The following is a 25,501-nucleotide window of genomic DNA, read 5'->3' as shown; positions in this document are numbered from 1 at the left end:
CAGTTCCTTCAGCGCCTGCCGGTCCTCCGCCAGAGCCTGCTTCCCGGCCTCGGTCGCCTTGTACACCCGCCGAGTACGGCCGTCGACCACCCGCTGCTCGACACCAGCAGCCCGTCCGCCTCCAGACGGTGCAGCGTCGGGTACAGCGTGCCGGGACTGATCTGGTAACCGTGACTGGCCAGCTCCTCGGTCATCCACGCACCGTGGATCTCCTCTTCGGCCGCGTGATGCAGGATGTGCAGCCGCACCGCGCCCCGCTGGAACTCCCGCACCCTGGCCACCTCCGGCAGTGACGAAAGCGATGTCTGCATCCGATCCATCGCGAGATACCGGAAAAGTCGGTGACCCTGCTCGTCACCCCGCAGACAGAGGTGGCTTCGGACGCTGCCCTGGTCGCCACGGGTCGCCCGCTGTTCCTGGTGGCGCCCGAGCCACTCCAGCAGGTGGCGGAGCGGCTGCTGGCCGCATGGGACGCGATCCGGGCCGAGACCAGCAGTCTGGCGCTCGCGGATGCCCGGCCCGTCGTCGCGGGCATCCTCAGCAAGCGGGAGGCCCTCCCCAGCCAGTGGCTCGCCCTGGTGACCACCCGCCCGGTCGCCCCGGTGTAGCACGCGGCCCCCCACGGCCCAGCTGAGCGTGACCTGACACCTGCGGGCGGCTCGTGCTCGGGCGGCAACTGGTGTGTGCCCTAGTCCAGGACGGCCGACACCCTGCCACGGGGAACGAGCCGCGACCCGCACCCGGACCACCGGGGTGTGTCCGCGCCGGCCCCAGGTGCGCGCTCGTGGCGGCGTCATCGCGAACCCGGCTTCGTCCTCGAAGACGATCCGGGCCCCGAGCGCCGCCGCTGTCCTTCCACCTGCGGCCACACGTCCTTCTTCCACAACTCGACCGCGTGTCCGTCGCGTTCCAACGCGCGACGGGCCGGGCTCTGCCAGGACCAGCCGTGGCGGTGCAGGAGCCTCCACACTCCCGCGATGGAGCAGCTGACGTGGAACTGGCGGCCGATCAGCGTCCGGACGCGATCCAGCGTCCACCGCTGGTCCTCCCAGCCATGCGCAGCCGGCCCTTTGGCCAGCTCCTCCTCCAGCACAGCGAACCGCTCATCCGACAGCTTCGGCAGCTTCGCGGGTCCCTTCGACTTCAGACCCTCCATGCCGCCCTCACGCCAGTTGCGGCGCCATTGCTCCACCGAACGCTCGCTCACCCGCAGGTCCTTGGCGATGTCCGACGTTTTGTCACCTCGCGCGAACCGATGCCCGGCCTCAAGACGGATCCCTTCACGCGCAGCCCGCCGCTCAGCCGTCAGGCCTCCGCCATCCGCATACCGCATAGCTCCGGCATACCGCAGGGATCACCCAACGTCACCACCCGAAGGCAACCCGAAAAGATCAGTGATCGGCACGCCGGAAGCGGAAGGGCTTCCCGCCCTGTAGGCCCGTGGGAGTGGCCTCCAAGGTGTCCCCGTCGACCACGACATCCAGGCTCACCGGAACGTTGACCGTGACGCACGTGGAGCTGAACGCGATGCGGTACTCGGCACCGTCGCTCTCGTCCTTGGCCGTCGCCTTCGCGTCCCCGCACAGCCTCATCGGCGAGGTTCCGAGTGTGGCCTCGCCGTCCTTGTCGACGCGGATCATGGCCCGGTCCGCGAAGTCGGCGAACCCCGGTGGTTGTGGCCCGTCCGCGACCCACTCTCCGTTGATCGGCTCCGACTCCTCGGAACACCCGGCGAGCAGCAGTCCGACGGCGAGAGCGTTCACAGCAAGCGTTCGACGCATACGGGTCTCCCGGTGACGGACGGCAGGCTGGGCCGCATTCAAGCAGATGCGGCGCGAGGCGCGTCAGCCCGCCGGCAAAGCAGCAGGCAGCACCGGAGTACCGGCGGTGCGCCCTGGCGATGCTGGGCCGGACCGAGGAAGCCGAAGCCCAGGCACGGCGGGCGTACGCGACCGAGCAGAACCGCCGCTGGTTCCGCGCGCACCCGAATGGCGCGGACACGGTGGCCGCCGCGGCGAAGGCCGCCGACACCGCCCGGGAACGCACCGCCGAGTACCTCCTGGCAACGCGGCTGGAGCAGCTGCACGAGCAGACCGCGGCCCACGCCGAGACCGGGACGGCCGAGGCCGTGCGGTGGAGGGACCGGCCGCGCGAGCTCGCCGCCCGGCCGCTCGATGGCGACACGGCCGGGGCGGTGATCGCATGACCACCGAGCTGAGCGGCGTCGACCTCGCCCGCCAGGCCCTGGTCGACACTGACCAGCGGTTGAAGATACGAGGGGCCCGCAAGCGCGGGCCGCATCCCGCGTGGTACGAATGCCTCCAGGCGTTCGGCCGCCGCCGCTGGGCGCCCTACTCGACCTCCTCGCCGCCGACGACGAGAAGCGGCTCACCGAGGCCGTCGAGCACCAACTTGCCCTGCTGCACGAGGCAACGCAGGCGGCTGACGGCCTGGCTCACTCGACGCCGGTCTCGACCTCGTCCAGCTCCGGCACGTCCGGGTCGCGCAGCGGACGCAGGGCGCCAACGTCCGGGATGCTGGCGGTGAAGCTGTAGCGGCCGAGCACGTTCAGATTGCGGTGCTTGAGGGGCGAGAGCCGGGCGACGTCCTCGTCGCAGACCTCATGTCCCTCGGCCCGCAACTCTGCTCACCGGGCGCGGTGCGGGAGCTGTCGGAAGAGTGCGGCTGTCGCCTGGCGGCGGCCGTAGGCGATCCAGCCGAGGATCGCGGCGAGGATGAGCGGGGTGTACCAGAAGGTGGTGTCCAGGTAGGCCCACAGGAAGATCTCGGCGCCTGCCATGAGTCCGGTCAGGGCCAGGGCGGCGAGGCCGGCCAGGCGTGGGACCAGCAGGCCGATGGCGCCTGCCACTTCCAGACCGCCGACCAGGTACATGAACCAGTCGCCGTAGCCGATCCGGTCAAATGACTCGGCGGCAGCCGCTATCCCGGCCAGCTTCGGGAAGCCGCTGGCGACAGCGAAGAAGAGAGCGAGGGCGATCTGGGTGGCCCACAACGCGACATCGGTCCGGCGGGAGACCCCCGGCGCTGGAGCGGTGTGGGTGGTGGCAGTGGTCATGATGGGTCCTTGAGTATCGGTGGGCAGTGCGCGGCAAGCGCGGTCACCTGTATGACTGCGATCGCGGGCAAAGTTCATCGCTCCCGGATGCCTTCGGCCTGGTGCGGTCCACGACACCCGCCCATGGACTCTCACGTACGACGACATCGCGGAGCAGCAGGCGGACATCGTGCGCCTGCTGCTCCAAGCCCCGACCGGATGCGCCTGTATGTCGACCACGAGGAAGACACCAATGTGGTCGCCGCCGACGTACGACCGTCCAATGCCCTGACAGCCCTGCTCGCAGCACTTCCCTCCCTGATCGTGGAGGTGGAACGGACCGTGCCGGGCGACATCGACGACCCGCACTGTTCCCGTTTGATCGACCTCACCGACTGGTGACTCCTGGGAGCGTCACCTCTGACTCCGCGCAGACGCCGCATCGGGTGTGGAGAGTAGCCTCGCGGGCATCTTGGTGTTCTCACGCCAGGAGCCCCGGCCAGCCGTGACCAGCGGCCCGCTGGTAGCGGGGAACAGCGGTCATACCGGCGTCCGGGGACCGTTTCTGGGTGTCGGTGTTCGGCGTCCGACGCGGTGAGCGGCGCGTCCGGTCGCGCCTCCGGAGCGACGTTCCTGCTCGGCGGGGTGTAGCGGGACCTGGGCGTCCAGACCGCCGCTCGGCGTGGCGGCGTTGAGGGTGATCTGGTCGCCGGAGGCGTGGACCAGATGGCGGACGATGGGCAGGCCAAGGCCGGTGCCGTCGTGGTGGGAGTCGGAAGCGCGCCAGAATGGAGATGTGGCTCGATCTCCTGCCCGTCCCTGTACCCAGGCCTCGTCGAGCAGTGCTCAGCGCGTCGGACGGTAGGTTGCGATGATCACTCCGCTGCTGGTCGGCTGAGCGCTGACCAGCTCCAGCTTCTTCAGGCTGGCGTCGTCGGCGAACAGCTTCTTGCGGCCCTCGCCGGCCACCACCGGGTGGATCAGCAGTACCAGTTCGTCCAGCAGGTCCTGCTCCAGAAGCGAACGCACCAGCGTGGGGCTGCCCGCGACGGTGATGTCCTTCCCCTCGCCCGCCTTGAGCTTCTCGATCGCGGCCGCCAGATCGCCGTTGATGAGCGTGCTGTTCGCCCAGTCCTCCACGCTGTCCAGCGTGGAGGAGACGACGTACTTGGGCGAGTCATTGATCCACTTGGCGAAGCCGGCGTCCTCGCCGTCGGTCACCGTCGGCCAGTACCCGGCCCACTCGGTGAAAGTCGCCCGGCCCAGCAGAATCGTGTCGGCAGTCTCCAGCGTCTTTCCCAGCGCCGCGCCCATCTCCTCGTCGAAAGCGAACTGCCACTCGTTCGGCGACTGGGCGACACCATCGAGCGAGACGAACAGTCCCGAAACGACCTTGCGCATGATTCCTCCGTGATGAGTTCGGGGTCGTCTGCCCGGTCCCGGCCGAACAGCGCTCCGGCCGGGGCGGGCCAACCCCGTGGGCTACGTCAGGAAGACTATGCGGGCACAGGGGAGGAGGGCTTGTACAGAAGCGACAGCGGTTCCGCCCTGTCTGGAGCACTCAGCTGAGTGGCGGCCCGGCCGATGAACCGGGTCAAGGACCGCGCCAGGTGCGGCTGGTCGAAATAACCCAGCTGGTGCACGACATCCTGCGCCGGCACCCCCTCCTGGATCAGAACCGCCGCCTCGCGGGCACGGTGGATCTGCCGGATGGCACCCCGGGTGAGGCCCGTCGCCGCGACGAAACGCCGCTGGAGGGTCCGCTCGGAGACATCGGGGGCCGCGCCGCCGAGCACCGCGGGCACGATCGGGTCGCAGTCCACGATGCCCTCACGCACCATGCGCCGCACGAACGCCTCCGCATTGTCGTAATCGGGCACGTGCCAGGCGGAACCCTTCAGCCACACGGAGCGCCGCGTGACGTCGGGGATCTCCGCGCTGTCACCCACAAGCCGGCTGATCGGCACGTGAGGCATCGAGGTGCCGAGAGCGAAGCTGATCCCGAAGAACGTGGCGTCCTTGGGAACGGGAGCCAGAGAGGCCCTGGGCTCTGGGCCCAGCACAGCCGCCTGCACCTGGCCGTCGTGCTCCCAGAAGACAAGCTCCCAATGCGACGCCGCGATCGACGTCATCCGGCCAACCTCGATGCTGCGGCTGCGCCATACCCTCTCGATGTACGGCAACTCCGACGGCCGACTCTCGATCTCCAGACCCAACCGGATCGCCCCCGTTCACCGCCGCCTGCACCGCCAGTGTGTCACGTCGCGCGGACGGCCAAAGCTCGTGCGAGATGCGCGGGAGTATCCGCGCATCTCGGCCCGAACGCGGCCAGCGGCCCGATGCCCCAGGGCTCATGTGGAAGCCCAACTACATCGAGCCCAGCCTTGCCGTCGTCCTTGACCACGGTCATCGTGGCGCCGTTGGCCACCGGTACCGGGCCCGGAGGGCGGCTTCCCGAGCGACCACTATCCCGGTCGAGGCCCGCCTTGAGCTCCCCTAGGCCCAAGGCTCCCATGCCGTTGCGTAGGGGCTGCGGCCGTGCGGGCATCCGCTGCCCGCACGGCCCACGGTGTGCACGTCATCCCGGCCCCGAGGCTTGGGCCACCCGGATTCCGTGTCAAGTCCTGCTGTGTTGCATGGGTGCCCAGGGCCTGCTTCCGGCACCAGCCCCCCATGGCTCGGCTCAACCTTGCTTGAGATCCGCCGTTGCCTGGACGTCGAGGTCGAGAGTCGGTCCGGCTCGGGATGCGCGCGGAGAGCACGCGCCTTGTCGGACTGATACCAGGCTCGCGCTGCGTCCTGGACGATCGGAACGGAGATCTTGCGGTCTCGGGCCTGCATTGTGGTTTTCGCGGCGATGTAGGTTGCGACGCGAGGAACGCCCCTGGAGGCCCGAACGAGTTCGTCGAAGGCGGGTTCGGACGAAACCCCGGTGCCGGCCTGGCAGCGTCAGGTGCCGGGGCTCAACGCGGGCTGCGCCGGCTCCGGTAGGCCGCGACGCTGGCCCGGTGTGAGCAGGTTCGGGTGCAGTACTGCTTCGAGCCGTTGCGCGAGAGGTCCACGAAAGTGGCCCGGCAGGTCGGCCCGGCACATACGCCGAGACGAGCGGGACCGAGCGTGGCGATCACGGAGGCCAGTGCGCTGAGCGTAGTCGCGGCGAGGTGCGCCGAGCAGCGGTCGGTGTCGGAGGTCACCTCGGTCCACCAGCGGTCGTCCTCGTGGCGCAGTACCGGGGTGGCGCGGCTGCGACGCAGACCGTCGTTGATCAGAGCCGCAGCTTCGTCCGCGTCCGCGTTCGCCCGTTCGAGCACCTCACGCACCGTCTCGCGCAACGCGCGGACTTCCGCCAGGTCGGCGCGGGTGAGATGCCGCGGACCGGTCCCTTGGTTCGCGGCCGAACTCGGAGGCTCAGCCGCGGGATGGTCGTCAAGGAAGTCCTGGAGCTGCTCCACGGTCTCGAGCGCGTCCTCTCCCTTGATCGGCCTCAAGGTGTTGGCCAGGTCGACGGCCGTCTGGACCACCAATGGGCTGTAATACGCATTCTGCATTTGACGTGTCTCCTCACTGCTCCGTAATGTTACACGCAAAGGAGATTTAGCATGTCACAACATACCCGGCAGGGGACGACGCCGCAGACGATCCCGTCTGGAGGAGCCCCGGCACCGGAGCGAACCGACGCCCCGGACGGGCGTCGGCTGGGGCTCACTTTGGGGATGCTGGTGCTGCCGATGTACGTGGCACTGGGAGCGCCGTCGGTGGCCCTGCCAGCCATCGGCCGCGCACTCGCGGTGCCGTTCGGGGCCACCGCATGGATTCTCGCCGCGTGGTCGCTGACCTCCGCGCTCGCGATGCCGGTCGCGGGTCGGCTGCTGGTCCGCTGGAGCCCCTTCCAGGTCCTCGTCGCCGGGGTCGTGGCGCTCGCCGCGGGCTCCGCGCTCGCCGGGGCCGGGCCGACACTGTCCGTCGTGATCGTCGGCCGACTGATCGGCGGTGCCGGGGCGGGCGCGACCGTGATCGCCGTCTTTGCCGCGGCCACCGCCCTTCCCGGGCGGCAACGGATCCGCGCCCTGGGCATCATCGCTGCCGCCAGCGCGACGGCGTCGGGGTGCGGGACACTGTTGGGCGGGGCGGTGACCTCATGGCTCGGGTGGCGTGCCGTGCTCGCGATCCCGGTCCTCGCGCTGCCCCTCCTGCTGGCCGCATTGCCGAGTAGGCGCGCGCTGACGCGGAGCGGTAGCGGCGAGCGAAACGGCTCGACCGGGCGACCCGATATCGTCGGCGCGGCCGTGCTGTCGGTACTCGCCGGCTCCTTGATCACGTTGCTGCAGGCACACTCGGTCGGCCTGCCCGCTCCGGTCACGCTCGTCGTGGCTGCCGCCGGAACGCTCGCCGCCGTGGGACTGTGGTGGCGGGTGCGAAGCACGCCCGAGGGGTTCGTGCCTCGGCGGGTGATCGCATCCCGCGGCTTCCTGGCGGCCGGGCTCATCGGCGGGACCGTCTTCGCCGGCTACTACGGGGTGCTGTTCCGCGCCCCGTCCCTGATCGAGCAGGCCACGGGCGGTGGCCCGCTGGAAGCCGGCGTGCTCTTGGTCCCGGCCGCCGCCTGCTCGGTGCTGGCCGGGCGGCTGGTCGGCACCTTGACCGACCGGTTCACCGGCTGGCAGGTGTCGGCCGGGCTTGCGGCACTCACCGTCGTCGGCGTGCTCGTGGTCGCTGTCTTCGATGGGGCGATCCCGATTGTCGTCGGCACGGCGTTGACCGTGTGCGGGTTCGCCGGCGCCCAAGCCGTACTGGTGAGCCTCGCGCCGGACCTGGTCGCCGCGGACGACCGCGACACCGCACAGGGCCTGCTCAACTTCATGAACGCCCTGGGTGGCGGGATCGGTCCGGCCGCTGTCGCGGGCCTGTCCGGCATCGTGCCGGTGCCGGTGGCCCTCGCCGTGCTCGCGGCACTTCCCCTGGCCGGACTCGTCCTCAGCCTGACCCGGCGCCCTACCGCCGACCGCCGCCCCCAACCCGGCGCCACGCGTGGGAGCCCGCCATGACGGTCCACGTGCCTCTGATCCGATAAGGCCTCGACCAGTAAGGAGCCTTGCCATGTCCGCCGAGCCATTCGAGGTCAGCATCACCGAAGCCGAGATCGCGGACCTGCGTGAACGACTGCGACGGACACGGTGGCCCGAGCGCGAGCCGGTGGACGACTGGTCGCAAGGTCTGCCGCTGGCGTATGCGCAGGAGCTTTGCCGCAGTTGGGCCGAGGACTACGACTTCGGGTTCGCCGAGCGGCTGAACGTGTTCCCGCAGTACCGCGACACGATCGACGGGCTGGGCATCCACTTCCTGCACGTCCGCTCGCCGGAGCCGGACGCGTTCCCGCTCGTGCTCACGCACGGGTGGCCGGGTTCGGTGCTCGAGTTCCTGGAGGTCCTCGGCCCGCTCACCGACCCGCGCGCGCACGGCGGTGACCCGGCGGACGCGTTCCACGTGGTCGCGCCGTCGTTGCCCGGGTACGGCTGGAGTGACAAGCCGTCGACGACCGGGTGGGGCATCACTCGCACCGCGCGCGCCTGGGACACGTTGATGGTCTCGCTGGGTTACGAACGGTACGGCGCGCAGGGCGGTGACTGGGGCTCGGCGGTGTCCGGCGCGCTGGGCGAGGTGGCGCCCGAGCGGGTCGCCGGCGTGCACCTGAACCTGGGATCCGTGGCGGCGGGCACGTTCGACGACCCGACGCCCGCGGAGCTGGCGAATCTCGAGGCCGAGAAGGAGATGCGGCGCACCGGCCGGGGGTACTCGGCGATCCAGGCGACCCGGCCGCAGACGCTCGGCTACGGCCTCACCGACTCCCCGGCGGGGCAGGCCGCCTGGATCGCCGAGAAGTTCTGGGCGTGGACGGACAACGACGGCCATCCCGAGGACCCGTTGTCGCGGCAGACGATCCTCGACGAGATCTCGGTCTATTGGTTCACCGCGTCGGCCACGTCGTCGGCGCGCCTGTACTGGGAGAGCTTCGCCAACTTCCGGGACAAGGTGACCGCGCCATCCGGGCTGTCGGTCTACCCGCGCGACATAACCCGCCCGTCGAGGCGGGAGGCCGAGCTGCGGTTCACCGACCTGCGCTGGTTCGAGGAGCTGCCGCATGGTGGCCACTTCGCCGCGCTGGAGCAGCCGGAGTCGCTGGTCCAGCAGGTGCGCGGGTTTTTCCGCCTGTTCCGCTGACTGTCCGTGCCACCCCCTGGGAAGCCCGCGCCCGGGGGACGGTCCTGTCCGTCCCCCGGGTTACCGGCAAAACGACGGCCGCGCTCGGCGAGCGGACGCTGGTGATCATCGCCCTCGAACGAGGAGTCGGCTTCGAATGGCGGAACAGCACTACGGTGCGAGACATATCGGTACTCATAGCGGCCCATCATGGCGTCAGGGGCGGCGCCGACCAGGGCAAACAGCCACTGGTTCCGCCAGATGGAGTAGATCCAGCGGCCCGGCATACAGTCTGCGTCCGAACACGGTGTCCAGATGGGAGAAGTCTGCAGCGATGATGCCGTTGGCCTGATTCGTGAGGAACTCGCGCCAGGTGGGGCTGGTGCGGCGTGGGGCTGGATCGATGCTCGTCACCGGCAGCGGGACATCAGGCCCGACAACGCAGCCAGCCAGAACCGGTCAACGGGCTCATACCGGACCCTGCCGTTCATCTGACGACGCAGCACCGCGTTGTGGGGACCTGTGCCGTGCCGGGTCAGACGGTGAACTGGCCGGGGTTGGCGGCGGCCCAGTCCTCGGCCCACGTCGTCGGGGGCTCGGTGAGCAGCTGCGCCGGAGCCAGCCACTCGTAGAGTTCTGCGTGGGAGCGGACGGTGTGGGGGTCAACCCGCGTCCGCAGCATGTGCGGACGCAGCTCGGTGGGGTCATGGACGCCCATAGCAGTTGCTTGACGTACTCGATGGCGTCCTTCTCGTCTCCCGCCATGTGGTGCGCCACGCCGGAGGTGGAGTTGTGGGTGCGGGCGCCGCCCAGCTTCTCGAAGCCGACGTCCTCGCCGGTGACGGTCTTGATGACGTCGGGGCCGGTGATGAACATGTGCGAGGTCTGGCCGACCATGACCGTGAAGATGGTCTGGTGTGTGCAGCCGTCGGGAGGTTCGGGCTGGTCCGGGGCGGTAGTCCACCGACGAGGTCATCCGTCAGCGGGCGACTTCCCGCTTCGCCAGCACCAGCAGGGCCCGCACCAGCGGTCGCCCACCTCGGCAGGGCCAACGCCTCGGACTGTCGGGCACCGGCTCGCGGGGCGAGGGGCAGGCAGCCTGATGAGATGGGGGTGAGACGTGCCTCCCGTCCCTGAAGCGTCCGCACCTGCTATGGCGTGCCGGCGAGTCTGCCCATCACGTCGTACACCTGCTGCGGAGTCAGCGGGGCTACGGGAAGCGCTCCTTGAGCTGGTTCCGTGTCCAGCCCCTCGAGCAGGAAGGCGACTTGGCGGCGCCAGGCGTCGGGGGCGGTGTCCGCGACCGCGCGGGCGAGCAGGGCGTTGGTGCCGAAGAAGAGCAGGAGGTCCTCGCTGGTGAAGTCTGGGCGGATGGCGCCGGCCAGCTGGGCTCGTTCGATGATCCGTGTGGCGGCGTCCTGCGCCCGGCCGCAGATGGCCATCAGGCACTCGGCGGCCGGATAGCGTCCGCTGACGACGTCGGCGACCGCGGGATCGGTGGCCTGGAGTTCACAGACCTTCTCGATGTAGTACGCGAACCCCTCCCGGGGGTCTTCGAAGGACAGGGCGTGGTCGGCGGCTTCGTCGAGACGGTCGGCGGCCAGTCCGGTCACCACTTCGTCAATGAGCGCCTCGCGGGTGCCGAAGAGGTTGTAGAGCGTGCCGTGACTGACACCGGCCCGGCGGGCGATTTCTTTCAGGGGCACCTTCAGGCCGCGTTCCTGGAAGAGCTCGGCGGCGGCTGCCCGCAGCTTCTCCGTGTTCCGTTGCGCGTCGGCCCGCATCCGGTCGTTCCTCCTGGCTGTGACATTGCGGCTTCCATGGTCGCATCCCCCCCCAGCAGATTAACTTGACCCGTGGGTCATGTTGAGTGTTACCGTGGGCAGGCAAGTTGACCCAAGGGTCAAGAACTGTTGCGGCAAGGAGCAGTCCCATGTCCAAAGTGATCGCCGTCCTCGGTGCCGGTACCGGCCTGGGTGTGTCCGTGGCCCGCCGCTTCGGGCGCGAAGGTTTCCGGGTCGCCCTGGTGGCCCGCCGCAAGGACCGGCTGGACACCCTCCTCCAGGTGCTCGCCGGCGAAGGCATCGAGGCGGTCGCGTTCACCGCCGATCTTTCCCAGCCCGCCGAGGTGCCCGCTCTCATCGAAGCGATCCGTGACCGCTTCGCCCGGATCGACGTGGTCGCGTACGGGCCGATCAGCGGCGACCAGGGCTTCACCCCGGCCGCCAAGCTGGACGCGGCAACGTTGCAGGGCCTGTCCCCGCTCCTGCTGTTCACCCCGGTCGAGGTGGTCCGGGCAGTGCTGCCGGAGTGGACCGAGCGCGGCGAGGGTGCTTTCCTGCTCGCTCAGGGCTACTCAGCGGCGCAGCCGATGCCCCACCTCAGCGGCCTGGGCCCGGTGATGTCCGCCACCCGCAACTACCTGTACTCCCTCAACGCCGAGCTGGCTGACACGGGCATCTACGTCGGAGCCCTGACCATCGCGTCCCTGATCGCCCGCAGCGAGGTGTCCGCCGCGGCCCAGGCCGCCTTCGAGTCGGCCGACGGCCCGCACTTCCCGGTCGCCGACCCGGACGACCTCGCAGAGCACTACTGGAACATGTACACCAAGCGCGACCGCGTCGAGCAGTTCCACCCCGAGTCGCTGACTCCACAGGCCACGGCATAGTCGAGGCGCAGGGGAGCCCGGTGGCTTCCGCCACCGGCAGCGCGTCCATGTCGGCGCGCAGCAGCATGGTGGGCCCGTCGCCGCGGGTCAGGACGCCGATGACACCGGTGCCGCCGATGCCGTCGATGACCTCGTAGCCCTCGCGCGCAGGCGCTCGGCCACCCGCGCGGAGGTCCGGGTCTCGGCCAGGCCGAGCTCGGGGTGGGCGTGCAGATCCCGGTACAGGTCCTGGACCTGTGTTCTGATCCCGTCCAGGCCCCTCAGGACGGTGTCAATCGCGACGGTCATGCGGGAACTCCTCGGGCGGGTCGGAGGGGCGCCCACCCTTGGACCGGCGGCGCATCCTGGCGAGCGCTCTGGACGGCTCCAGCGGAAGGCCACCCGGGAGGGACCAGCCACGGCGGTTGGCCACCAGGCGCAGCAGCACCGCGCCAAGGGCGCCGCCGACGATCCCGAGGGTGGGAATCCTGAAGTGGGCGCACACGATGTACAGCCCGGACACCACCACCGCGACCGTGGCGTAGAGCCCGTTGCCTCCCAGCACAGCCGGAATCCGGGTGAGCGCAAGTCGCGGACCGCTCCGCCGCCCACAGCGGTCACGGTGCCGACGAGCACGGCGGGCAGCCAGGCCAATCCGGCGGCCAGCGTCTTCTGAGCCCCGGAGATGGCCCAGAAACCCAGAACGGCCGCGTCCAGTGCGGTGAACAGGCGATGCCAGTGTTCTTCTCCGATGGGGATGAGAAAGGCGAGGAAGGCGCCCGCGAAGCGATGGGCAGATACGCGGCGTCGGTCAGCGTCACCGGAGTGCCGCGCTGGAGCAAGGTGTCGCGGATGATTCCGCCGCCGAGGCCGGAGACGGTGCCGACGACCAGGTAGCCGAAGAGGTCGAGCCCCTCGGCACGGGCGACCGCGCCACCGAGCAGTCCGCAGATGGGCACCCCGGCGAGGTCGAGGTATCCGGCGACCATGTTCACGTCTGCCGGTGAGAGCCATGCGGTCATGCGTCCTCCTGCGCGGTCCGCGGGCTGTCAGCGGCCTTCCGCGCTCCCGGCCACCGACCCGCTGTCGCACCGGCCGCGGGCCGGCGACGCGCAGGTCGGGAACCGGCCGCGAGCTCAACCGTGCCTTCCGGGTGTGGCGTTGCCGATGCGGCACGCCGGGGGAGGTCAGGCGCTCTGCGGCAGCCCATCGCCGTTCCGCTGGGCGTGTGGCGACGGCAGCGGTACGTCGTCGGCCGCCGTGGGTCACCGGTATCGGGTTCCGTGTCGGCGCGTCCCGAGCGCGGCGGCCACGAACGAGGCGACCAGCGGCCGGCGGTCCTGCTCGTTCCAGGCGAGTACCAGGCGGCTGGGCGGTGGGTCGGTCACCGGAACGCAGACCAGGCCGGCCGGGAGCGGTTCGACCAGCGAGCGGGGCAGTACCCCGATCATCCGGCTCACCGTGATCATGTGGAGCATCTGGACCACGTCCGCGACCTCGGGGCCGGTGCCGTCACCCCCGGGGACCCCTTTCCACCGCGGCAGCGTCTCGCCCTCCAGATCGGACATGCGCACCGAGGCGTGCCCGGCCAGCCGGTGCCCGGACGGGACGATGACCACGCGGTCCTCGGTGAGCAGCGTCTCGTGGGCCAGGCCGTCGAGAGGGTCGAACGGCGCGTAGAGCAGGCCGACGTCGGCCCGGCCGTCGCGCAGGAAGCCGGCGCGGTCGGCGGGCCCGCTGAACAGGATGTCCACCCGCCGGGCGTCGGGCTGGTGGGCGTACTCGGCCAGGATCCCGGAGAGCAGGCCGGCGTCGCCGCCGGGCTTGAGCACGAGCCGCAGGTGGACCTGGGCGTGGCCGGCGCGCCGGGCGTTCCGGATGGCGGCGCCGACCGCGTTGAGCGCATGCCGTCCGTGTTCCTGCAACGCCTCCCCGGCCGGGGTGAGCTCGACGTGTCGGCTGGAGCGGACGAACAGCTGGACGCCGAGCCGGGTCTCGATCCGCCGGATCGCCTTGGACAGGGCCGGCTGGGCGATCGAGAGCCGTACGGCGGCCCGGCCGAAGTGCAGCTCGTCGGCGACCGCCAGGAAGTACTCGAGCCCCCTGCGCCTTCCGCGTCACTTCCCGCGCGCAACACACTTCGACGACGAGACGATGCGTACTTTCCAGACCATGGGGCTTGCGCACATGGAGAAGGACTTCGCGCTCGCCGGCGTCTACCGCTTCTATGACGCCGGCCGGCGGCCGGTGATGGAGTTCCCCTTCAACAAGGGGATCACCGAACAGGCGTGGCAGTCGGACTACATGTTCTATCAGCCCGATTTCGAGTCGGCGCTGCGCGGTCGAATACACATGGATCCGCACACCGAGCACTACTTCGGCTGGACCGCGACCAACCTGAGCACGGAACAGGACACGGCGCGTCTTCGGCTTCGGGAGAAGGGCACCGGCATCGAGCGAGACCTGACGGCGACATTCGTCATCGGCTGCGACGGTGCGAACTCCTTCGTGCGCCGGACCATGGACTGCGCCCAGACCGACTACCACGCCACCCATCGCTCGCTGATCGTCGACATCCAGCCCTTCGTGGAGAAGGAGGAACTGTCCGGGCGGGACGCCTTCATCCACGCGGGTATCCGCAACCCCTTGACATTCGTGCCGATGACCGGGCCGATCGTGCGCTTCGAGGAGCTGCTGCGCCCCGACGACTCCGTCCGTACCTTCGAGAGCCTCGATCACGTCTACGAGATGCTGCGGCCCTGGCTGAGCCCGGACGAGTACCGCATTCTGCGAGCGGACGTGTACGAGTGGGATGCCGTCGTCGCCGAGCAGTGGCGGTCCGGCCCGCTGTTCCTTGCCGGGGACGCGGCGCACGAGATGCCCCCGCACTTGGGCCAGGGCATGGCCTCCGGCATCCGCGACGCCATCAATCTGGCCTGGAAGCTCGGCCGTGTCGTGCGTGGTGAATCGCCGGGCGAGCTGCTGAACACCTACGAGTCCGAACGCAAGCCGCACATGACCGAGTTCGTCAAGCTCGCCGCGCAGATGGCCAACGAGGTCGAGGCCATGGAGTACCCGCACGGCACTGACGACTCCGCTCAGGTGCCCGTCACCCGGCGCGAGACGCTGCGCCCGCGCCTGGGCGATGGCATATGGGCGCACCAGGACGAGAGTGCCGGACGCCTGAGCGCCCAGCCTGTCCTGCAGGACGGACGGCGCCTCGACGACGTGGTCGGCTACCGGTTCGCGGTCGTGGCCGAACCGGAGTGCGCTGCGCGGATCGACGCGGCGACCACCGCATCCCTCAAGGCGATGCGCGCCCAGGTCGTCGTCGCCGACTCCGACGACGCGCGGGGCTGGCTCAAGACACTGAACGCGGCCGCCGTCGTCATCCGGCCCGACCGTTTCGTCTTCGGTACCGCCACCGACCCGTCAGGGCTCAACGCTCTGCTGGCCCACCTGCAGACCGCCCTGAACGAAACGGCACGGTCATGAATCCGCCGGTCCGACCGGCGGCCGCTGCGTCACCGTCGCCGCTCACCTACGTCGGCGACCCGGACGAGGCCACCACGCTCGGCGACATCCTGCGTACCCGCGCCACCCTCAGCCCCGAGGCGACCTGCCTGACCCTCGACGCCACGGTGCGGACCTACGCCGACATGCTGGCCGCGGCCGAACAGGCCGCGGCCGCACTGTCGGCGCTGGGCATCCGGCAGGGCAGCAAAGTGGCCGCGCTGTTGCCCAACTCGACCGAGTTCCTCGACATCTGGTTCGGCGCCTCCCTGCTTGGCGCGGTGTTCGTTCCGATCAACACCGGGCTCAAGGGTGAGGGCCTGCGCTACATCATCGAGCACAGTGAGGCGGAGTTCATCGCTCTCGACGCTTCCCTGGTGGACGCGCTCACCGCCGCCGTCCCCGTCGGACACGGGCCGCAGCACCGGTACATTCGCGGCCGGACGGACCCGCCGCCCGGCTACGAGTCCCTGGCCGCCCTGCTGGCCGGGGCCCATCGCCCTGCCCGTCCCTGCGCGATCAGCCCCGGCGACCTCGCCTCCATCCTCTACACCTCCGGGACCACCGGCCTGCCCAAAGGCGTCATGAACTGCCACAACTCGTTCGCTGTCGCAGCTCACGAGTACACACGACGTTACGTGCGCATCCGTCAGGACGACGTCCTGTACACAAGCCTTCCTCTCTTCCACGCCAACGCACAGTCCCTCACCGCGGTCGGCTCTCTGGTTTCCGGCCGGCCCATGGTGGTGGCCCGGCGCTTTTCCGCCTCGCGGTTCTTCGACGACATCCGCACCCACCGCGCAACCGTGTTCAACTACATCGGCGCGATGCTCACCATCCTTGCCAAACAACCCGAACGGACCGACGACGCAGACAACCCCCTGCGGCTCGCGATCGGCGGAGCAGCCCCGGCCGACCTGTGGCGAGCGTTCGAGAAGCGCTTCGGCCTGACCGTCCTGGAAATCTACGGCCTCACCGAAAGCGCCACGTTCTGCCTGGCGAGTCCTCCGGAGGACATCAGGACCGGCATGATCGGCAAGGAAACCAGCTGGTCGCAGGTCAAGATCGTCGGACCTGACGGCGACACGCTGCCCGACGGGCAGGCCGGCGAGATCGCCATCCGCAGCAAGAAGCCGGACACCATGTTCCTTGGCTACTACAAGAACGAGGAAGCCACCCGTAAGGCCGTGCGTGCGGGCTGGTTCCATTCCGGCGACCGGGGCCGGCGCGACAAGGACGGGTACTTCGTCTTCCTCGACCGCCTGAAGGACTCCATCCGGCGACGCGGAGAGAACATCTCGTCCTATGAGGTCGAACGGATCGTCAACACCCATCCGCAAGTGACCGAGAGCGCGGTTATCGGCGTGCCCTCGGACCTCGGCGAAGAAGACATCATGCTGATCGTCGTTGCCAAGGACGGCGACATCGACTGCGACAAGCTCATCGAGTTCTGCAGGCAGCGGATGGCCGAGTTCATGGTGCCGCGCTACATACGCCGCGTCGCGCACCTGCCCAAGACTGCCACGCAGCGTGTCGAAAAGTATGTCCTCCGGCAGGACGGCACGAAGGACGCCTGGGACCGGTACAGCAACAGCACACCCGCATCCACGCCCCCCGTACCCCCGCACCCTCAGCAGCAGGAGATCGGATGACGCGCACCTTCGTGATCGGGGTAGGCCTGACCACCTTCGACAAGCCAGGAAAGAAACCCGGGGACTACCCGGACTGGGTGCGCGAAGCCGGCACCGCGGCGTTGCGCGACGCGGGCGTGGCCTACGAGCAGGTCGGACAGGCGTACGCCGGCTACGTCTACGGCGACTCCACCGCTGGCCAGCGCGCCGTGTACGAACTCGGCCTGACCGGTATCCCCGTCGTCAACGTCAACAACAACTGCGCGACGGGTTCGACAGCGCTCTACCTCGCCCGCCAGGCCGTGGCCTACGGCGTCGTCGACTGCGCGCTCGCCGTCGGCTTCGAACGGATGCAGAGCGGCTCCCTCAAGCCGATGTACACCGATCGCACCAACCCTCTCCAGCGTCACATCGATCGTATGAGCGAGATCCATCCGCCGGAACCCAGCCCGTTTTCACCGCAGCTGTTCGGCAACGCCGGACGCGCGCACATGGAACGCTATGGTTCCAGACCGGAGCACTTCGCCTGGATCGCCTGGAAGAACCACAAACACGGCGACGGCCCCGTGGTCAACCCGTCCGGCGGCCTCATCGCCAAGGGACACCCCCTCGGAGCCACCGGTCTCGCCCAGTGCGCCGAACTGACCTGGCAGTTGCGCGGCGATGCCGGTCCCCGCCAGGTCGGCGGCGCACACGTCGCCCTCCAGCACAACCTGGGCCTGAACGGTGCCGCAGTGGTCACCGTGTATGAGAGGGGCGCCTGACCCTTCACCTCCGTTCGCACTCCCGCACGCACGACGCCTCGCGCCGGGAATCCGGCTGCGGTCGGCAGCCGGATTCCCGGGTTCGGTCGATCAGGGCTCCGAGCCCGACCGGAGCATCCTGTCCGTCGCCCCCCCCGCAACGGGGCAGCGCGACAATCCGCCACGGTGAGGAGACAAAGGAACGTGTCCATAACGGAACAGCGTGTAGCGATCATCACCGGAGCGGCTCGCGGCATCGGTGCCGCCACCGCCATCCGGTTGGCCGAGGAGGGCCGGGCCGTCGCCGCAGTCGACCTCGACGCGGCGGCCTGCAAGGACACCGTCGAGAAGATCACCGCCGTCGGCGGGAAGGCCCTCGCCGTGGGCTGCGACGTCGCCGACGAGGCGCAGGTCGAGGCGGCGGTCACGCGCATCGCCGAAGAGCTCGGAGCACCGACGATCCTCGTGAACAACGCGGGTGTGCTGCGCGACAACCTGCTGTTCAAGATGAGCGCCACCGATTGGGACACCGTCATGAACATCCATCTGCGGGGGGCGTTCCTGATGGCCAGGGCTGCCCAGGGCCACATGGTCGGGGCCGGCTTCGGCCGCATCGTCAACCTGTCCTCCTCCTCGGCACTCGGTCACCGCGGCCAGGCCAACTACTCCACCGCGAAAGCCGGCCTGCAGGGTTTCACCAAGACCCTGGCCAAGGAACTCGGAAAATTCGGTGTCACGGCCAACGCTGTTGCTCCCGGACTCGTCGCCACCGACATGACCGCCGCCGTCGCCCGCCGCCTGGGCAAATCCTTTGGCGACTACCAGACCGAGGCCGCACGTCACATCCCTGTACAACGCATGGGAAGCCCCGACGACATCGCCAACGCCGTCGCGTTCTTCACCGCTGACGCGGCCGGCTTCGTCTCCGGCCAGGTCCTCTGCGTCGCCGGCGGACCACTCGACTGACAGACCCGCCTGTGGTCCGCACCGCCTCTGGCGGTTCCGGCCCCCGGCGCTGCCGCCGGTCGCCGAGGCCACGTGTGCGGTGAAGTAGGACGGGCCCGCGCCCCACAGTCTGGTGCGCGACTAGGAGCATCGGCCCTCCTCGGCCGAGTCGCGGGTGTACTGGGCCATAAGCGACCGGATGTCGCGCATGCTGACCGGCACCTCCACCCTCGCCTGGCGTGGCGCATGACCGGCGGGAGCTGACCTTGGGCGCGGTGCTGGCACGGCTGGAGGAGCGGGAGCAGGACATCGCCGCGCAGGCCGGGGAGGCCCGGGCGCGAGCGGCCCAGCCGCGCTCGGCGCTCGTCGGGGTCGTCGGAGAAGGCCCATGCGTGCAGGGCCTCGCCGCTGGTGCCCAGTCCGCTGTCCGGGCCGGGCCGGTGACGAAGCCGCGGTGCCCCTGAGTGTTGTCGGCCGCATGTGCTTGGGTGCGCGGGGAGTTCGGCAGCCGTCACCTTCGGGGAGATCATCCATGGACTCGCAGCGTGCAGAGCTCCAGCAGGTGGTGGAGGAAATGACCGTAGCCGAGCCCGATCCCGGGCGGCGTGAATTCCTGGAAGCGTTCCCGGACGGCTTCGGACTCGTGGAGTAGCTGCCGACTGGGCCTGGGCAGGAGACTCGGATCACCTACAACCGGCCCGCTGACGCCAACACCCTGCTGTCCCGGCCGGCACGTGAGAACGCACGTAGCCAGCCGATCGAGCCGCGTCCTGCCGGTCAGGGGCGGACCGGGCGGCCGAACCAGTGACCGGACCGCCGCTGGGACAGCAGGATCGCGATGGTGACACCAACCGCACACAGGACCAGTCCGACAGGTTGCCCCTGCCCCATGGTGCCGAACCCGATGAAGATCATCAGCGAAGCGAGGAAGATCGCCGTACCCCGTGAGTTGGGCCTCTTCTTGGGGAAGCGCAGAGCACACACAAGTCCGATGAACGCCGGGAGGGACGTTACGGAGATCGAGCCAGCCGCCTCCGCACCGCCCCTCACGATGGCGAGCACCATGGCGAGCAGGCCGAACCCGCCCATCACGAAGAACAGCACCTGTGAGGCCCGTACCTGTCCCGGCATCGCCATCGGCTGGAGGTGGTGGTATCCGCTCGGCGCCCCGGGCCCGTTCGGATATGGCTGATAGGGCGGCTGCGCCTGATACGAGGCGGGGTCGCCGTACCCAGTCGGCCCCCCTGTCGGGCCGCAGCAGCGGCAGCACTTCCCATAGCCGTGGACGCATGATCACGCCCGGCGGCACGGCCAGGTCGTGGATTTCGGCATCACCAAGGGCAGCGGTCAGAACGGCACGATCTGGGTGAGGATCACCTCGTGGGTGTACCGGTGGAAGCGGCACTCGGCGATGCCGCTGCACGGCGTCGGCTGCCAGGACCCGTCGCCACCGCACCGCTGCTCGGTATCTGCTGGGTGGCGCAGTGGATGTTGCCGCCGCCGAGGAGGAGTTCGCGGGTAGGGAGGCCGACGACCGTGTGGTGCGGGTGGATCCTGGCGAGGCGGGCGAGGGCTTCGTCGTCGTGTTCGGGGTCGAGCAGGGGGACGAAGAGATGGTCTCGCGTGGTGTAGAAGTTGGTGTAGGAGGCGGCGAGCCGGGGGCGTGGCACGGTGCCGGTGGTCGGGACGCCGTGATGGTCGACGCCTCGAAGCTCGGCCTCGGTGGCGTACAGCGGGCCGGGCAGCGGCAGTTTCTCCACCCGGAGGGTTCGGCCTCTGGCGTCCTGGACGTTTCGCAGGTCTTCCAGGGCGCGTGCGCTGCGCTCGTACTGGGGGTCGCTCGTGTCGTCGGTCCAGGTCAGACAGACCACCCCGGGGGCGACGAAGCACGCGATGTTGTCCACGTGGCCGCGCGTGCCGTCGTGGGCGAGGCCCCACTCGATCCACACGGTGCGGGTCACTCCGAGGTAGGCGGCCATGAGGTGGTGCATGGCGGTGCGTGAGGGTGCGTCGTTGCGGGCGGGGTCGAGCAGGGTCTCGGCCGTGACGAGGGCGGTTCCCTGCCCGTCGACGTGGAAGGAGCCGCCTTCCAGTACGAGCGGGGCGCGGTAGCGGTCGGTGGCGGTGAGGTCGAGCACCCTTTGGGCGTACTGGTCGTCGGTGGCCCAGTACGGGTAGCGGTAGCCGTAGCCGTTGAAGGCGAAGTCCACGCCGCGGCGCCGCCCGGTGCCGTCGACCACGAAGGTGGGGGCGATGTCCCGGGCCCAGCCCAGCCAACTGGCCGTCTCCACCACGCGGACGCGGGAGTCGAGGCGGGAGCGGGCGTGTGCGTACTGGTCGCCGGTGACCGTGACGGTGACTGCCTCCCCGGTGTCCGCGACGGCGTTGGCGAGGGCGGCGAGGGCGCGCTGCGCGGGGCGGGCTCCTTCGCGCCAGACGTAACCGTTCTGCGGCCACGCCATCAAGCATCCGTCGTGCGGCTCCCATTCCGCCGGCATGCGGAAGCCGTCCGCGGCGGGCGTGCTGTCCACGGTCCTCATCGCGCACCCCCTCGGTGGCGTTCGGGGACGAAGGCGACCGACGGCGGCGCGGGCTCGGGGTCCCGCGTCCGCGAAGGCACGTGGGCGGCGATACGGGCACGCGCCTTCTGGCGGTGGCGGATCATCCACCCGACGAGCGGGATGAGGACGGCGAATTCCAGTGGTGGCGTGAGTGAGGCGGCCGTGGACACCGGCAGGGTCAGCACGAGCAGCACACGCGCCACGGCCTCTGCCATGAGTCCCACACCGCACACCAGCGTCTCGGTGCGGTGCGCGCGGAGCAGGATCGGGTCGTGCGACGGTTGACCGTGCAGCCTGCTGGCCAGATAGGCGGTGGCGGGCGTGGCGGTGAGCCAGCTGGTGAGGAACACCGATCCGGCGAGGGCGCTGACCAGTGGGTCGCGCAGGAGCAGCGGCTGGGGTTCGGAGGTCACGGTGGCGAAGGCGGCCGAAAATCCGTACATGAGAAGCATGGCAAGGGCCAGGGCGTCGGCCCGCCGGTCGTGCAGGACGGTGGCGGCGAGCCAGAGGGCCGCCACTCCGGTCGCGGTCAGGAGCGCGGGGAGCGTGGCCAGGCCCGCGAGGAGGCAGCCGTAGTACGCAAGGGGTGAGACACCCAGGTCGAGGGCCAAGCGGGCCAGACGGCCGAGGCCGGGCCGGCCCGCGGGTGCCGGCGGTGGGGCAGGCTGCGGTACTGACGGCCAAGAGGTCGGCTCCGACGGGTCCATGGCTTCTCCTTGATCCTGGTCACCGGGACGGCGGGCCGCGGCGTCAGCCCGATCTTTTTAGCATCTCTGTGCTAAATAAACCGTAGCACGGTCGTGCTATAAAAGCCGGGTGCCAAAGATGGTGGATCCCGAGCAGCGCCGCCGCGACGTCGTGGACGCCGTCTTCCGCGTCGTGGCCCGCGGCGGCATCCAGCAGGCCACTCTCCGGAACGTCGCCGCCGAGGCCGGCCTCGCCGTCGGGTCCGTACGGCACTATTTCGCCAGCCACCGCGAGCTCCTGATGGCCGCGGCCCGCGAGATGGTGCGCCGCGTGGACGTCCGAGTGGCGGCCCAGCGGGAGCGGCGGCGCCCCGGGGACGACCCGTACCTGGTGGCCGAGGAGGCGGCGGGTCAGTTCCTGCCGCTCGACGCCGCGCGCGCCGACGAGACCGCGGTCTGGCTGGACTTCCTCGCGGCTGCCCGCACCGACCCCGCCCTGGGCGAGATCGCCGCCGAACTCCACGACGGGCTGCGGGACTTCGCCGGGCGTCTGCTGCACCGTCTGGGCGTGGACGATCCGATGGCGGCGGAGCATCTCGCCGCGGTACTCGACGGACTCGCCCTTGGTGCGACGCTCCACCCCGACCGCCTGAGTCCGGACACCATCCGGGCCGTCCTGCACCGGCACCTGACCCAACTGCCCGGCGCAGCTGACGAGTCCGAGCACCCGGACGTATAGGCGCCGCGCGGCAGGCTCCGGGGCCTTCCACGCGGCCCAGCGCGATTCCAGCCTTCCGTTGATCGCCTCCGTCGGGCCGTTGGACGTGCTGGGTCGGTCGAAGTGGGCGAGCACGTCGGCGGCCCACTTCTTCCATGTCCGGCCGTTTCACGCCGTCGAACCGGGCCGGGTCGTTGATCAGCACCCGCTTGCCCTCGGCCAACACGGCGTCGTTCGCGGTGCTCCACGCGATCGCCAGCGCCTCGGCGAGCCGGGCCACGGTCAGGTGCTGCACCACGATCGCCTCCAGTGCCCACGGCAACCCGCGACGGGACAGCTTCGCCCTCGGCTCGGTCGCGCGACTGGTGTCCTGCCGCCACACGTGCCCGCAGCCGGTGCAGCGGTAGCGGCGGATCGTGAGCAGCAGCGTCGTCGGTCGCCAGCCGAACGGCTCGTGCGCAAGCCGTCGGGTCACCGAGTCGCGCGGTGCGCCTTGGCAGCCGCAGCGGCGGCACCAGTCGTCCGGCTCGACGACCTTGCAAGCCAGTACCGCACGGTCAGGGTCAAGGCGCTGGCCGGTCACGACCAGCCCGAGTTCGCCCAGGCGGCAGAACGTGGTCAGGTCAGGGCGGGCGAAAGTAGGGTCAGACAAGTCGAGGTCTTCCAGATGAGGCGTGTAGGACCTTCATCATCGGGAGGCCTCGGCCTTTGCCCGGCCACCGACGCGCCCCCCGCTGCCGGGCACCGCAGAACTCATGCTGGACGTCCAACGCGTCAAGCGAGCAGGGCGATGACCCGGCAGCACCACGGGTGCATCAGCGATCCGTCGAAGATCACTGACACGAGGATGGTGCACCAGTGAGCACGCTGCCCGCCTGGAGTCAGACGGGCTGGCCGATCGGACGGATCGTCACCGTGTTGAGGTCGACGCCTGCCGGCTGGTCGAGCGCGAAGCCGATCGCCTCGGCCACCGAATCCGGGCTCATCGCGATGGGGGGAGCCTGGCCGTGCCAGAACGCGGTGTCGATCATGCCTGGGTTCACGACCGTTACTCCGATGCCGCGGGTCGTGGCGTGCAGGCGGAGGTTCTCGGCGAAGCCGACCACTGCCCACTTCGTGGCGGAGTAGAGGTTGCCCGGGCTGTTCTTGATTCCGGCCACGCTGCCGATGAGCACCAGCCGGCCGCGGGACTGCTCGAGGTGGGGCAGGGCCGCCTTGGCCAGCAGAGCCGGGCCGAGCACGTTGGCGAGTACCATCGGTGCGCGGACAGCAGCCGGTCGAGTCGGAGGTAGCCGCCGTAGGTGGGCTTCCTGCGCAGGTCCGTGTGGATGCCCCGCTCGATCTCCCGGGTGTTGCTCCGTGATGTCGGCTCGGTCCGCTGGCTCATGGATGGGGTTCGCTTTCGTTGTGCGATGGGGTGACACCACTGCGACACGTCAGCCCATGACGCTGAAGCTGCTGTCCCGGTTGATCCGGCGACGGCGGCTGTAGTGCGAGAGGTCCACCTCGTGGCCGGTACGGGGAAGCGTGAGCCGGACGGATTCGGCGTCGTGGTCCTGGCCGTTCTCGCAGGCGTCGATGATGGCTGTCAGGAACAGTCCGGCCACGGGAGCGTTCTTGAACTGGTTCCCGCTCGTGCCGATTGCGACGTAATAACCCGGCAGCGCTGTCTTGTCGTAGATCGGGATCCAGTCGTCGGACACGTCGTACACGCCTGCGACCCCGCGGGGGGTGTGGGGCACGGTGAGGCTGGGGACGCGGCGGGCGGTCCGGTACAGCTGGGCGTCGTAGACCGCCTTCGTCGAATGCAGGTGGTAGTCGTCGGGGTCGTCGAGCCACTGCAGCGGATCGCACTCTGGTTCGGTGCCGCCGACGATGAGTCCGCCGCTCGGGGTGGTGCGGAAGTAGGTGCCGAGGTCCGGATCGGCGACCAGGAGTCCCCTGCCGTCCTGCCCGTAGCCGTCGGGCGCGCGTACCTCGTGCACCTCCTGGCGCAGCGGCCGGGTGGAGACCACGAAGTCGTCGCCGACTCCGGCGAGCGCGTTGACCGCTCCGGAATGGGGTCCCGCCGCGTTGATCACGACGGGTGCCGACAACCGGGTGCCGTCGGCGAGGCCGACGCCGGTGACCCGGCCCCGGGCCTCGATGCCCGTCACCCCGGTGCGGAACCGGAAGGTGGCTCCGTGGCGTACGGCGGCGGTCATCAGGTTGTGTGCCGCCAGCTGTGGATCGTCCACGAATCCGCAGTCGGGGGTCCAGCAGCCGGTCAGCTCACCGGTCGGCTCGTCGAAGAACGCCTCGTCCGTGATGGCCTTGGGCGGGTGGTACCGGCCGGTGTCCAGCAGCGGCAGGCGCTCGCGCATCGTTCCCGCGTCCCAGAGCTCGTACGGCACGCCCGCCCGGTCGAACAGTTCGTACACCGTGGCGCGGTCCTGGCCGGGGGATTCCAGGAGCAGACCACCGGTCCTGATGAACCGCGCCAGCCCCGCCTCGTCGCCACCGCCGAGGTGATCGACCCACTCCTCCCAGGCGTGCTTGGACTCCCAGGCGCTGGCGACCCCTGTCCAGGTGGAGTAGTTGAAACGGATGACGGCGGAGGATGCGCTGGTGGACCCGCTTCCGGCCGAGGGCCCCCGCTCCACGACGCAGGCGCGCCGCCCGCCCGCGGCCAGGGCGTATGCGATGGAGCAGCCCATGATGCCTGCCCCGATCACCACCGCGTCGAAGCTCTGATCGGACATCGCGTGCCTTTCGGATGGGGGCCGGGACGAGGACTAGTCTGCTCAGTGCTACGGGCCGAGCAG

25 protein-coding genes and 8 pseudogenes are annotated in these 25,501 nt (G+C 69.8%); 12 read left to right on the top strand and 21 right to left on the bottom strand.

What is annotated here, in order from left to right:
• Positions 1–8: 8 nt before the first annotated feature.
• A complete protein-coding gene (locus LIV37_RS00750; protein ID WP_243146491.1) occupies positions 9–311 on the bottom strand; it encodes a PadR family transcriptional regulator in 303 nt (100 codons plus the stop codon).
• 30 nt (positions 312–341) lie between these two features.
• Between LIV37_RS00750 and LIV37_RS00745 the strand changes: the two genes are divergently transcribed.
• A complete protein-coding gene (locus LIV37_RS00745; RefSeq protein WP_020865211.1) occupies positions 342–608 on the top strand; it encodes a hypothetical protein in 267 nt (88 codons plus the stop codon).
• Between the two features lie 114 nt (positions 609–722).
• Here LIV37_RS00745 and LIV37_RS00740 read toward each other — a convergent pair.
• Together LIV37_RS00740 and LIV37_RS00735 are read right to left on the bottom strand one after the other, a co-directional pair.
• Positions 723–1,333 (bottom strand): annotated as a pseudogene (locus LIV37_RS00740) (IS630 family transposase); the annotation flags it as partial.
• A 58-nt stretch (positions 1,334–1,391) separates the two neighbouring features.
• A complete protein-coding gene (locus LIV37_RS00735) occupies positions 1,392–1,781 on the bottom strand; it encodes a hypothetical protein (RefSeq protein ID WP_121825972.1) in 390 nt (129 codons plus the stop codon).
• 119 nt (positions 1,782–1,900) lie between these two features.
• Between LIV37_RS00735 and LIV37_RS00730 the strand changes: the two genes are divergently transcribed.
• Positions 1,901–2,206: a hypothetical protein gene (locus LIV37_RS00730; protein ID WP_020865208.1), complete on the top strand. Its 306-nt coding sequence runs from the start codon at positions 1,901–1,903 to the stop codon at positions 2,204–2,206.
• A 249-nt stretch (positions 2,207–2,455) separates the two neighbouring features.
• Here LIV37_RS00730 and LIV37_RS00725 read toward each other — a convergent pair.
• Positions 2,456–2,647: pseudogene (locus LIV37_RS00725) on the bottom strand (hypothetical protein); the annotation flags it as partial.
• Positions 2,648–3,076 carry a DoxX family protein gene (locus tag LIV37_RS00720; RefSeq protein ID WP_020865205.1) on the bottom strand — a complete coding sequence of 143 codons (429 nt, stop codon included), beginning with the start codon at positions 3,074–3,076 and terminating at the stop codon, positions 2,648–2,650.
• A gap of 198 nt (positions 3,077–3,274) precedes the next feature.
• Between LIV37_RS00720 and LIV37_RS00715 the strand changes: the two genes are divergently transcribed.
• Positions 3,275–3,457: a hypothetical protein gene (locus LIV37_RS00715; RefSeq protein WP_020865204.1), complete on the top strand. Its 183-nt coding sequence runs from the start codon at positions 3,275–3,277 to the stop codon at positions 3,455–3,457.
• 444 nt (positions 3,458–3,901) lie between these two features.
• Here the strand turns inward: LIV37_RS00715 and LIV37_RS00710 are convergent, their stop codons facing one another.
• The 3 genes from LIV37_RS00710 to LIV37_RS00700 all read right to left on the bottom strand — a co-directional run bounded on the left by LIV37_RS00710 (position 3,902) and on the right by LIV37_RS00700 (position 6,603).
• Positions 3,902–4,456 carry a dihydrofolate reductase family protein gene (locus tag LIV37_RS00710; RefSeq protein WP_020865203.1) on the bottom strand — a complete coding sequence of 185 codons (555 nt, stop codon included), beginning with the start codon at positions 4,454–4,456 and terminating at the stop codon, positions 3,902–3,904.
• Positions 4,457–4,551: 95 nt separating this feature from the next.
• Positions 4,552–5,271 (bottom strand): helix-turn-helix domain-containing protein, encoded by a 720-nt coding sequence (locus tag LIV37_RS00705; RefSeq protein WP_020865202.1) that lies wholly within the window; start codon positions 5,269–5,271, stop codon positions 4,552–4,554.
• Between the two features lie 747 nt (positions 5,272–6,018).
• Complete coding sequence (locus tag LIV37_RS00700) at positions 6,019–6,603, bottom strand: CGNR zinc finger domain-containing protein (protein WP_121825973.1); 585 nt, start codon at positions 6,601–6,603, stop codon at positions 6,019–6,021.
• A 51-nt stretch (positions 6,604–6,654) separates the two neighbouring features.
• On the opposite strand from LIV37_RS00700, the gene LIV37_RS00695 reads away from it, so the two are divergent.
• A complete protein-coding gene (locus LIV37_RS00695; RefSeq protein WP_121825974.1) occupies positions 6,655–8,100 on the top strand; it encodes an MFS transporter in 1,446 nt (481 codons plus the stop codon).
• 52 nt (positions 8,101–8,152) lie between these two features.
• The gene (locus tag LIV37_RS00690) at positions 8,153–9,274 is read left to right on the top strand and encodes an epoxide hydrolase family protein (protein ID WP_020865199.1); all 1,122 of its coding nucleotides are present in this window, start codon (positions 8,153–8,155) and stop codon (positions 9,272–9,274) included.
• A gap of 514 nt (positions 9,275–9,788) precedes the next feature.
• Here LIV37_RS00690 and LIV37_RS00685 read toward each other — a convergent pair.
• The 3 genes and pseudogenes from LIV37_RS00685 to LIV37_RS00675 form a co-directional block, all read right to left on the bottom strand.
• Positions 9,789–9,974, bottom strand: a pseudogene (locus LIV37_RS00685) (FMN-binding glutamate synthase family protein); the annotation flags it as partial.
• Positions 9,971–10,165, bottom strand: a pseudogene (locus LIV37_RS00680) (carboxyl transferase domain-containing protein); the annotation flags it as partial. The pseudogenes LIV37_RS00685 and LIV37_RS00680, both read right to left, overlap by 4 nt.
• Before the next feature lie 239 nt (positions 10,166–10,404).
• A complete protein-coding gene (locus tag LIV37_RS00675; RefSeq protein ID WP_020865197.1) occupies positions 10,405–11,037 on the bottom strand; it encodes a TetR/AcrR family transcriptional regulator in 633 nt (210 codons plus the stop codon).
• Between the two features lie 149 nt (positions 11,038–11,186).
• On the opposite strand from LIV37_RS00675, the gene LIV37_RS00670 reads away from it, so the two are divergent.
• The gene (locus LIV37_RS00670) at positions 11,187–11,921 is read left to right on the top strand and encodes an SDR family NAD(P)-dependent oxidoreductase (RefSeq protein WP_020865196.1); all 735 of its coding nucleotides are present in this window, start codon (positions 11,187–11,189) and stop codon (positions 11,919–11,921) included.
• Here the strand turns inward: LIV37_RS00670 and LIV37_RS00665 are convergent.
• The 4 genes and pseudogenes from LIV37_RS00665 to LIV37_RS00650 all read right to left on the bottom strand — a co-directional run.
• Positions 11,920–12,209: pseudogene (locus LIV37_RS00665) on the bottom strand (amidohydrolase); the annotation flags it as partial. The gene LIV37_RS00670 and the pseudogene LIV37_RS00665 overlap by 2 nt on opposite strands.
• Positions 12,193–12,465 (bottom strand): hypothetical protein, encoded by a 273-nt coding sequence (locus LIV37_RS00660; RefSeq protein WP_243146433.1) that lies wholly within the window; start codon positions 12,463–12,465, stop codon positions 12,193–12,195. The gene LIV37_RS00660 and the pseudogene LIV37_RS00665, both read right to left, overlap by 17 nt.
• Before the next feature lie 280 nt (positions 12,466–12,745).
• Positions 12,746–12,889 (bottom strand): annotated as a pseudogene (locus LIV37_RS00655) (TRIC cation channel family protein); the annotation flags it as partial.
• A gap of 276 nt (positions 12,890–13,165) precedes the next feature.
• Positions 13,166–14,005, bottom strand: a pseudogene (locus LIV37_RS00650) (LysR family transcriptional regulator); the annotation flags it as partial.
• Here LIV37_RS00650 and LIV37_RS00645 point away from each other — a divergent pair.
• The 5 genes from LIV37_RS00645 (at position 13,914) to LIV37_RS52385 (ending at position 19,196) form a co-directional block, all read left to right on the top strand.
• Positions 13,914–15,395, top strand: coding sequence for a bifunctional 3-(3-hydroxy-phenyl)propionate/3-hydroxycinnamic acid hydroxylase (locus LIV37_RS00645; protein ID WP_121825977.1), 1,482 nt, complete (start codon positions 13,914–13,916; stop codon positions 15,393–15,395). The pseudogene LIV37_RS00650 and the gene LIV37_RS00645 sit on opposite strands and share 92 nt — an antisense overlap.
• The gene (locus tag LIV37_RS00640; protein WP_020865193.1) at positions 15,392–17,065 is read left to right on the top strand and encodes an AMP-binding protein; all 1,674 of its coding nucleotides are present in this window, start codon (positions 15,392–15,394) and stop codon (positions 17,063–17,065) included. Before LIV37_RS00645 ends, LIV37_RS00640 begins: the two co-directional genes overlap by 4 nt.
• Positions 17,062–17,808, top strand: coding sequence for a thiolase C-terminal domain-containing protein (locus LIV37_RS00635; protein WP_020865192.1), 747 nt, complete (start codon positions 17,062–17,064; stop codon positions 17,806–17,808). The genes LIV37_RS00640 and LIV37_RS00635 overlap by 4 nt, the downstream gene beginning before the upstream one ends.
• 183 nt (positions 17,809–17,991) lie before the next feature.
• Positions 17,992–18,753, top strand: a complete 762-nt coding sequence (gene fabG, locus LIV37_RS00630; protein ID WP_020865191.1) for a 3-oxoacyl-ACP reductase FabG — start codon at positions 17,992–17,994, stop codon at positions 18,751–18,753.
• 218 nt (positions 18,754–18,971) lie between these two features.
• Positions 18,972–19,196 carry a hypothetical protein gene (locus LIV37_RS52385; RefSeq protein WP_020865190.1) on the top strand — a complete coding sequence of 75 codons (225 nt, stop codon included), beginning with the start codon at positions 18,972–18,974 and terminating at the stop codon, positions 19,194–19,196.
• Positions 19,197–19,509: 313 nt separating this feature from the next.
• On the opposite strand, the gene LIV37_RS00620 is transcribed toward LIV37_RS52385, so the two are convergent.
• The 3 genes from LIV37_RS00620 to LIV37_RS00610 all read right to left on the bottom strand — a co-directional run bounded on the left by LIV37_RS00620 (position 19,510) and on the right by LIV37_RS00610 (position 22,000).
• Positions 19,510–19,869 carry a hypothetical protein gene (locus tag LIV37_RS00620; RefSeq protein WP_020865188.1) on the bottom strand — a complete coding sequence of 120 codons (360 nt, stop codon included), beginning with the start codon at positions 19,867–19,869 and terminating at the stop codon, positions 19,510–19,512.
• Positions 19,870–20,105: 236 nt separating this feature from the next.
• The gene (gene aguA / locus LIV37_RS00615) at positions 20,106–21,272 is read right to left on the bottom strand and encodes an agmatine deiminase (RefSeq protein ID WP_020865187.1); all 1,167 of its coding nucleotides are present in this window, start codon (positions 21,270–21,272) and stop codon (positions 20,106–20,108) included.
• Entirely contained in the window at positions 21,269–22,000 is a 732-nt protein-coding gene (locus LIV37_RS00610) for a VC0807 family protein (protein ID WP_020865186.1), read from the bottom strand. Before LIV37_RS00610 ends, aguA begins: the two co-directional genes overlap by 4 nt.
• Before the next feature lie 118 nt (positions 22,001–22,118).
• Between LIV37_RS00610 and LIV37_RS00605 the strand changes: the two genes are divergently transcribed.
• Positions 22,119–22,718 carry a TetR/AcrR family transcriptional regulator gene (locus LIV37_RS00605; RefSeq protein WP_020865185.1) on the top strand — a complete coding sequence of 200 codons (600 nt, stop codon included), beginning with the start codon at positions 22,119–22,121 and terminating at the stop codon, positions 22,716–22,718.
• A 141-nt stretch (positions 22,719–22,859) separates the two neighbouring features.
• On the opposite strand, the pseudogene LIV37_RS00600 reads toward LIV37_RS00605, so the two are convergent.
• The 3 genes and pseudogenes from LIV37_RS00600 to LIV37_RS00590 form a co-directional block, all read right to left on the bottom strand.
• Positions 22,860–23,349 (bottom strand): annotated as a pseudogene (locus LIV37_RS00600) (ISL3 family transposase); the annotation flags it as partial.
• Between the two features lie 229 nt (positions 23,350–23,578).
• Positions 23,579–23,953: an SDR family oxidoreductase gene (locus tag LIV37_RS00595; protein WP_020865183.1), complete on the bottom strand. Its 375-nt coding sequence runs from the start codon at positions 23,951–23,953 to the stop codon at positions 23,579–23,581.
• Between the two features lie 180 nt (positions 23,954–24,133).
• The gene (locus LIV37_RS00590; RefSeq protein WP_020865182.1) at positions 24,134–25,438 is read right to left on the bottom strand and encodes an NAD(P)/FAD-dependent oxidoreductase; all 1,305 of its coding nucleotides are present in this window, start codon (positions 25,436–25,438) and stop codon (positions 24,134–24,136) included.
• Between the last annotated feature and the right edge of the window lie 63 nt (positions 25,439–25,501).

It is taken from the genome of Streptomyces rapamycinicus NRRL 5491, from assembly GCF_024298965.1.
GTDB classification, from domain to species: Bacteria; Actinomycetota; Actinomycetes; order Streptomycetales; family Streptomycetaceae; genus Streptomyces; species Streptomyces rapamycinicus.
The sequence above is the reverse complement of the archived record's forward strand: the minus strand, read 5'-3'. Positions and strand labels throughout refer to the sequence as shown.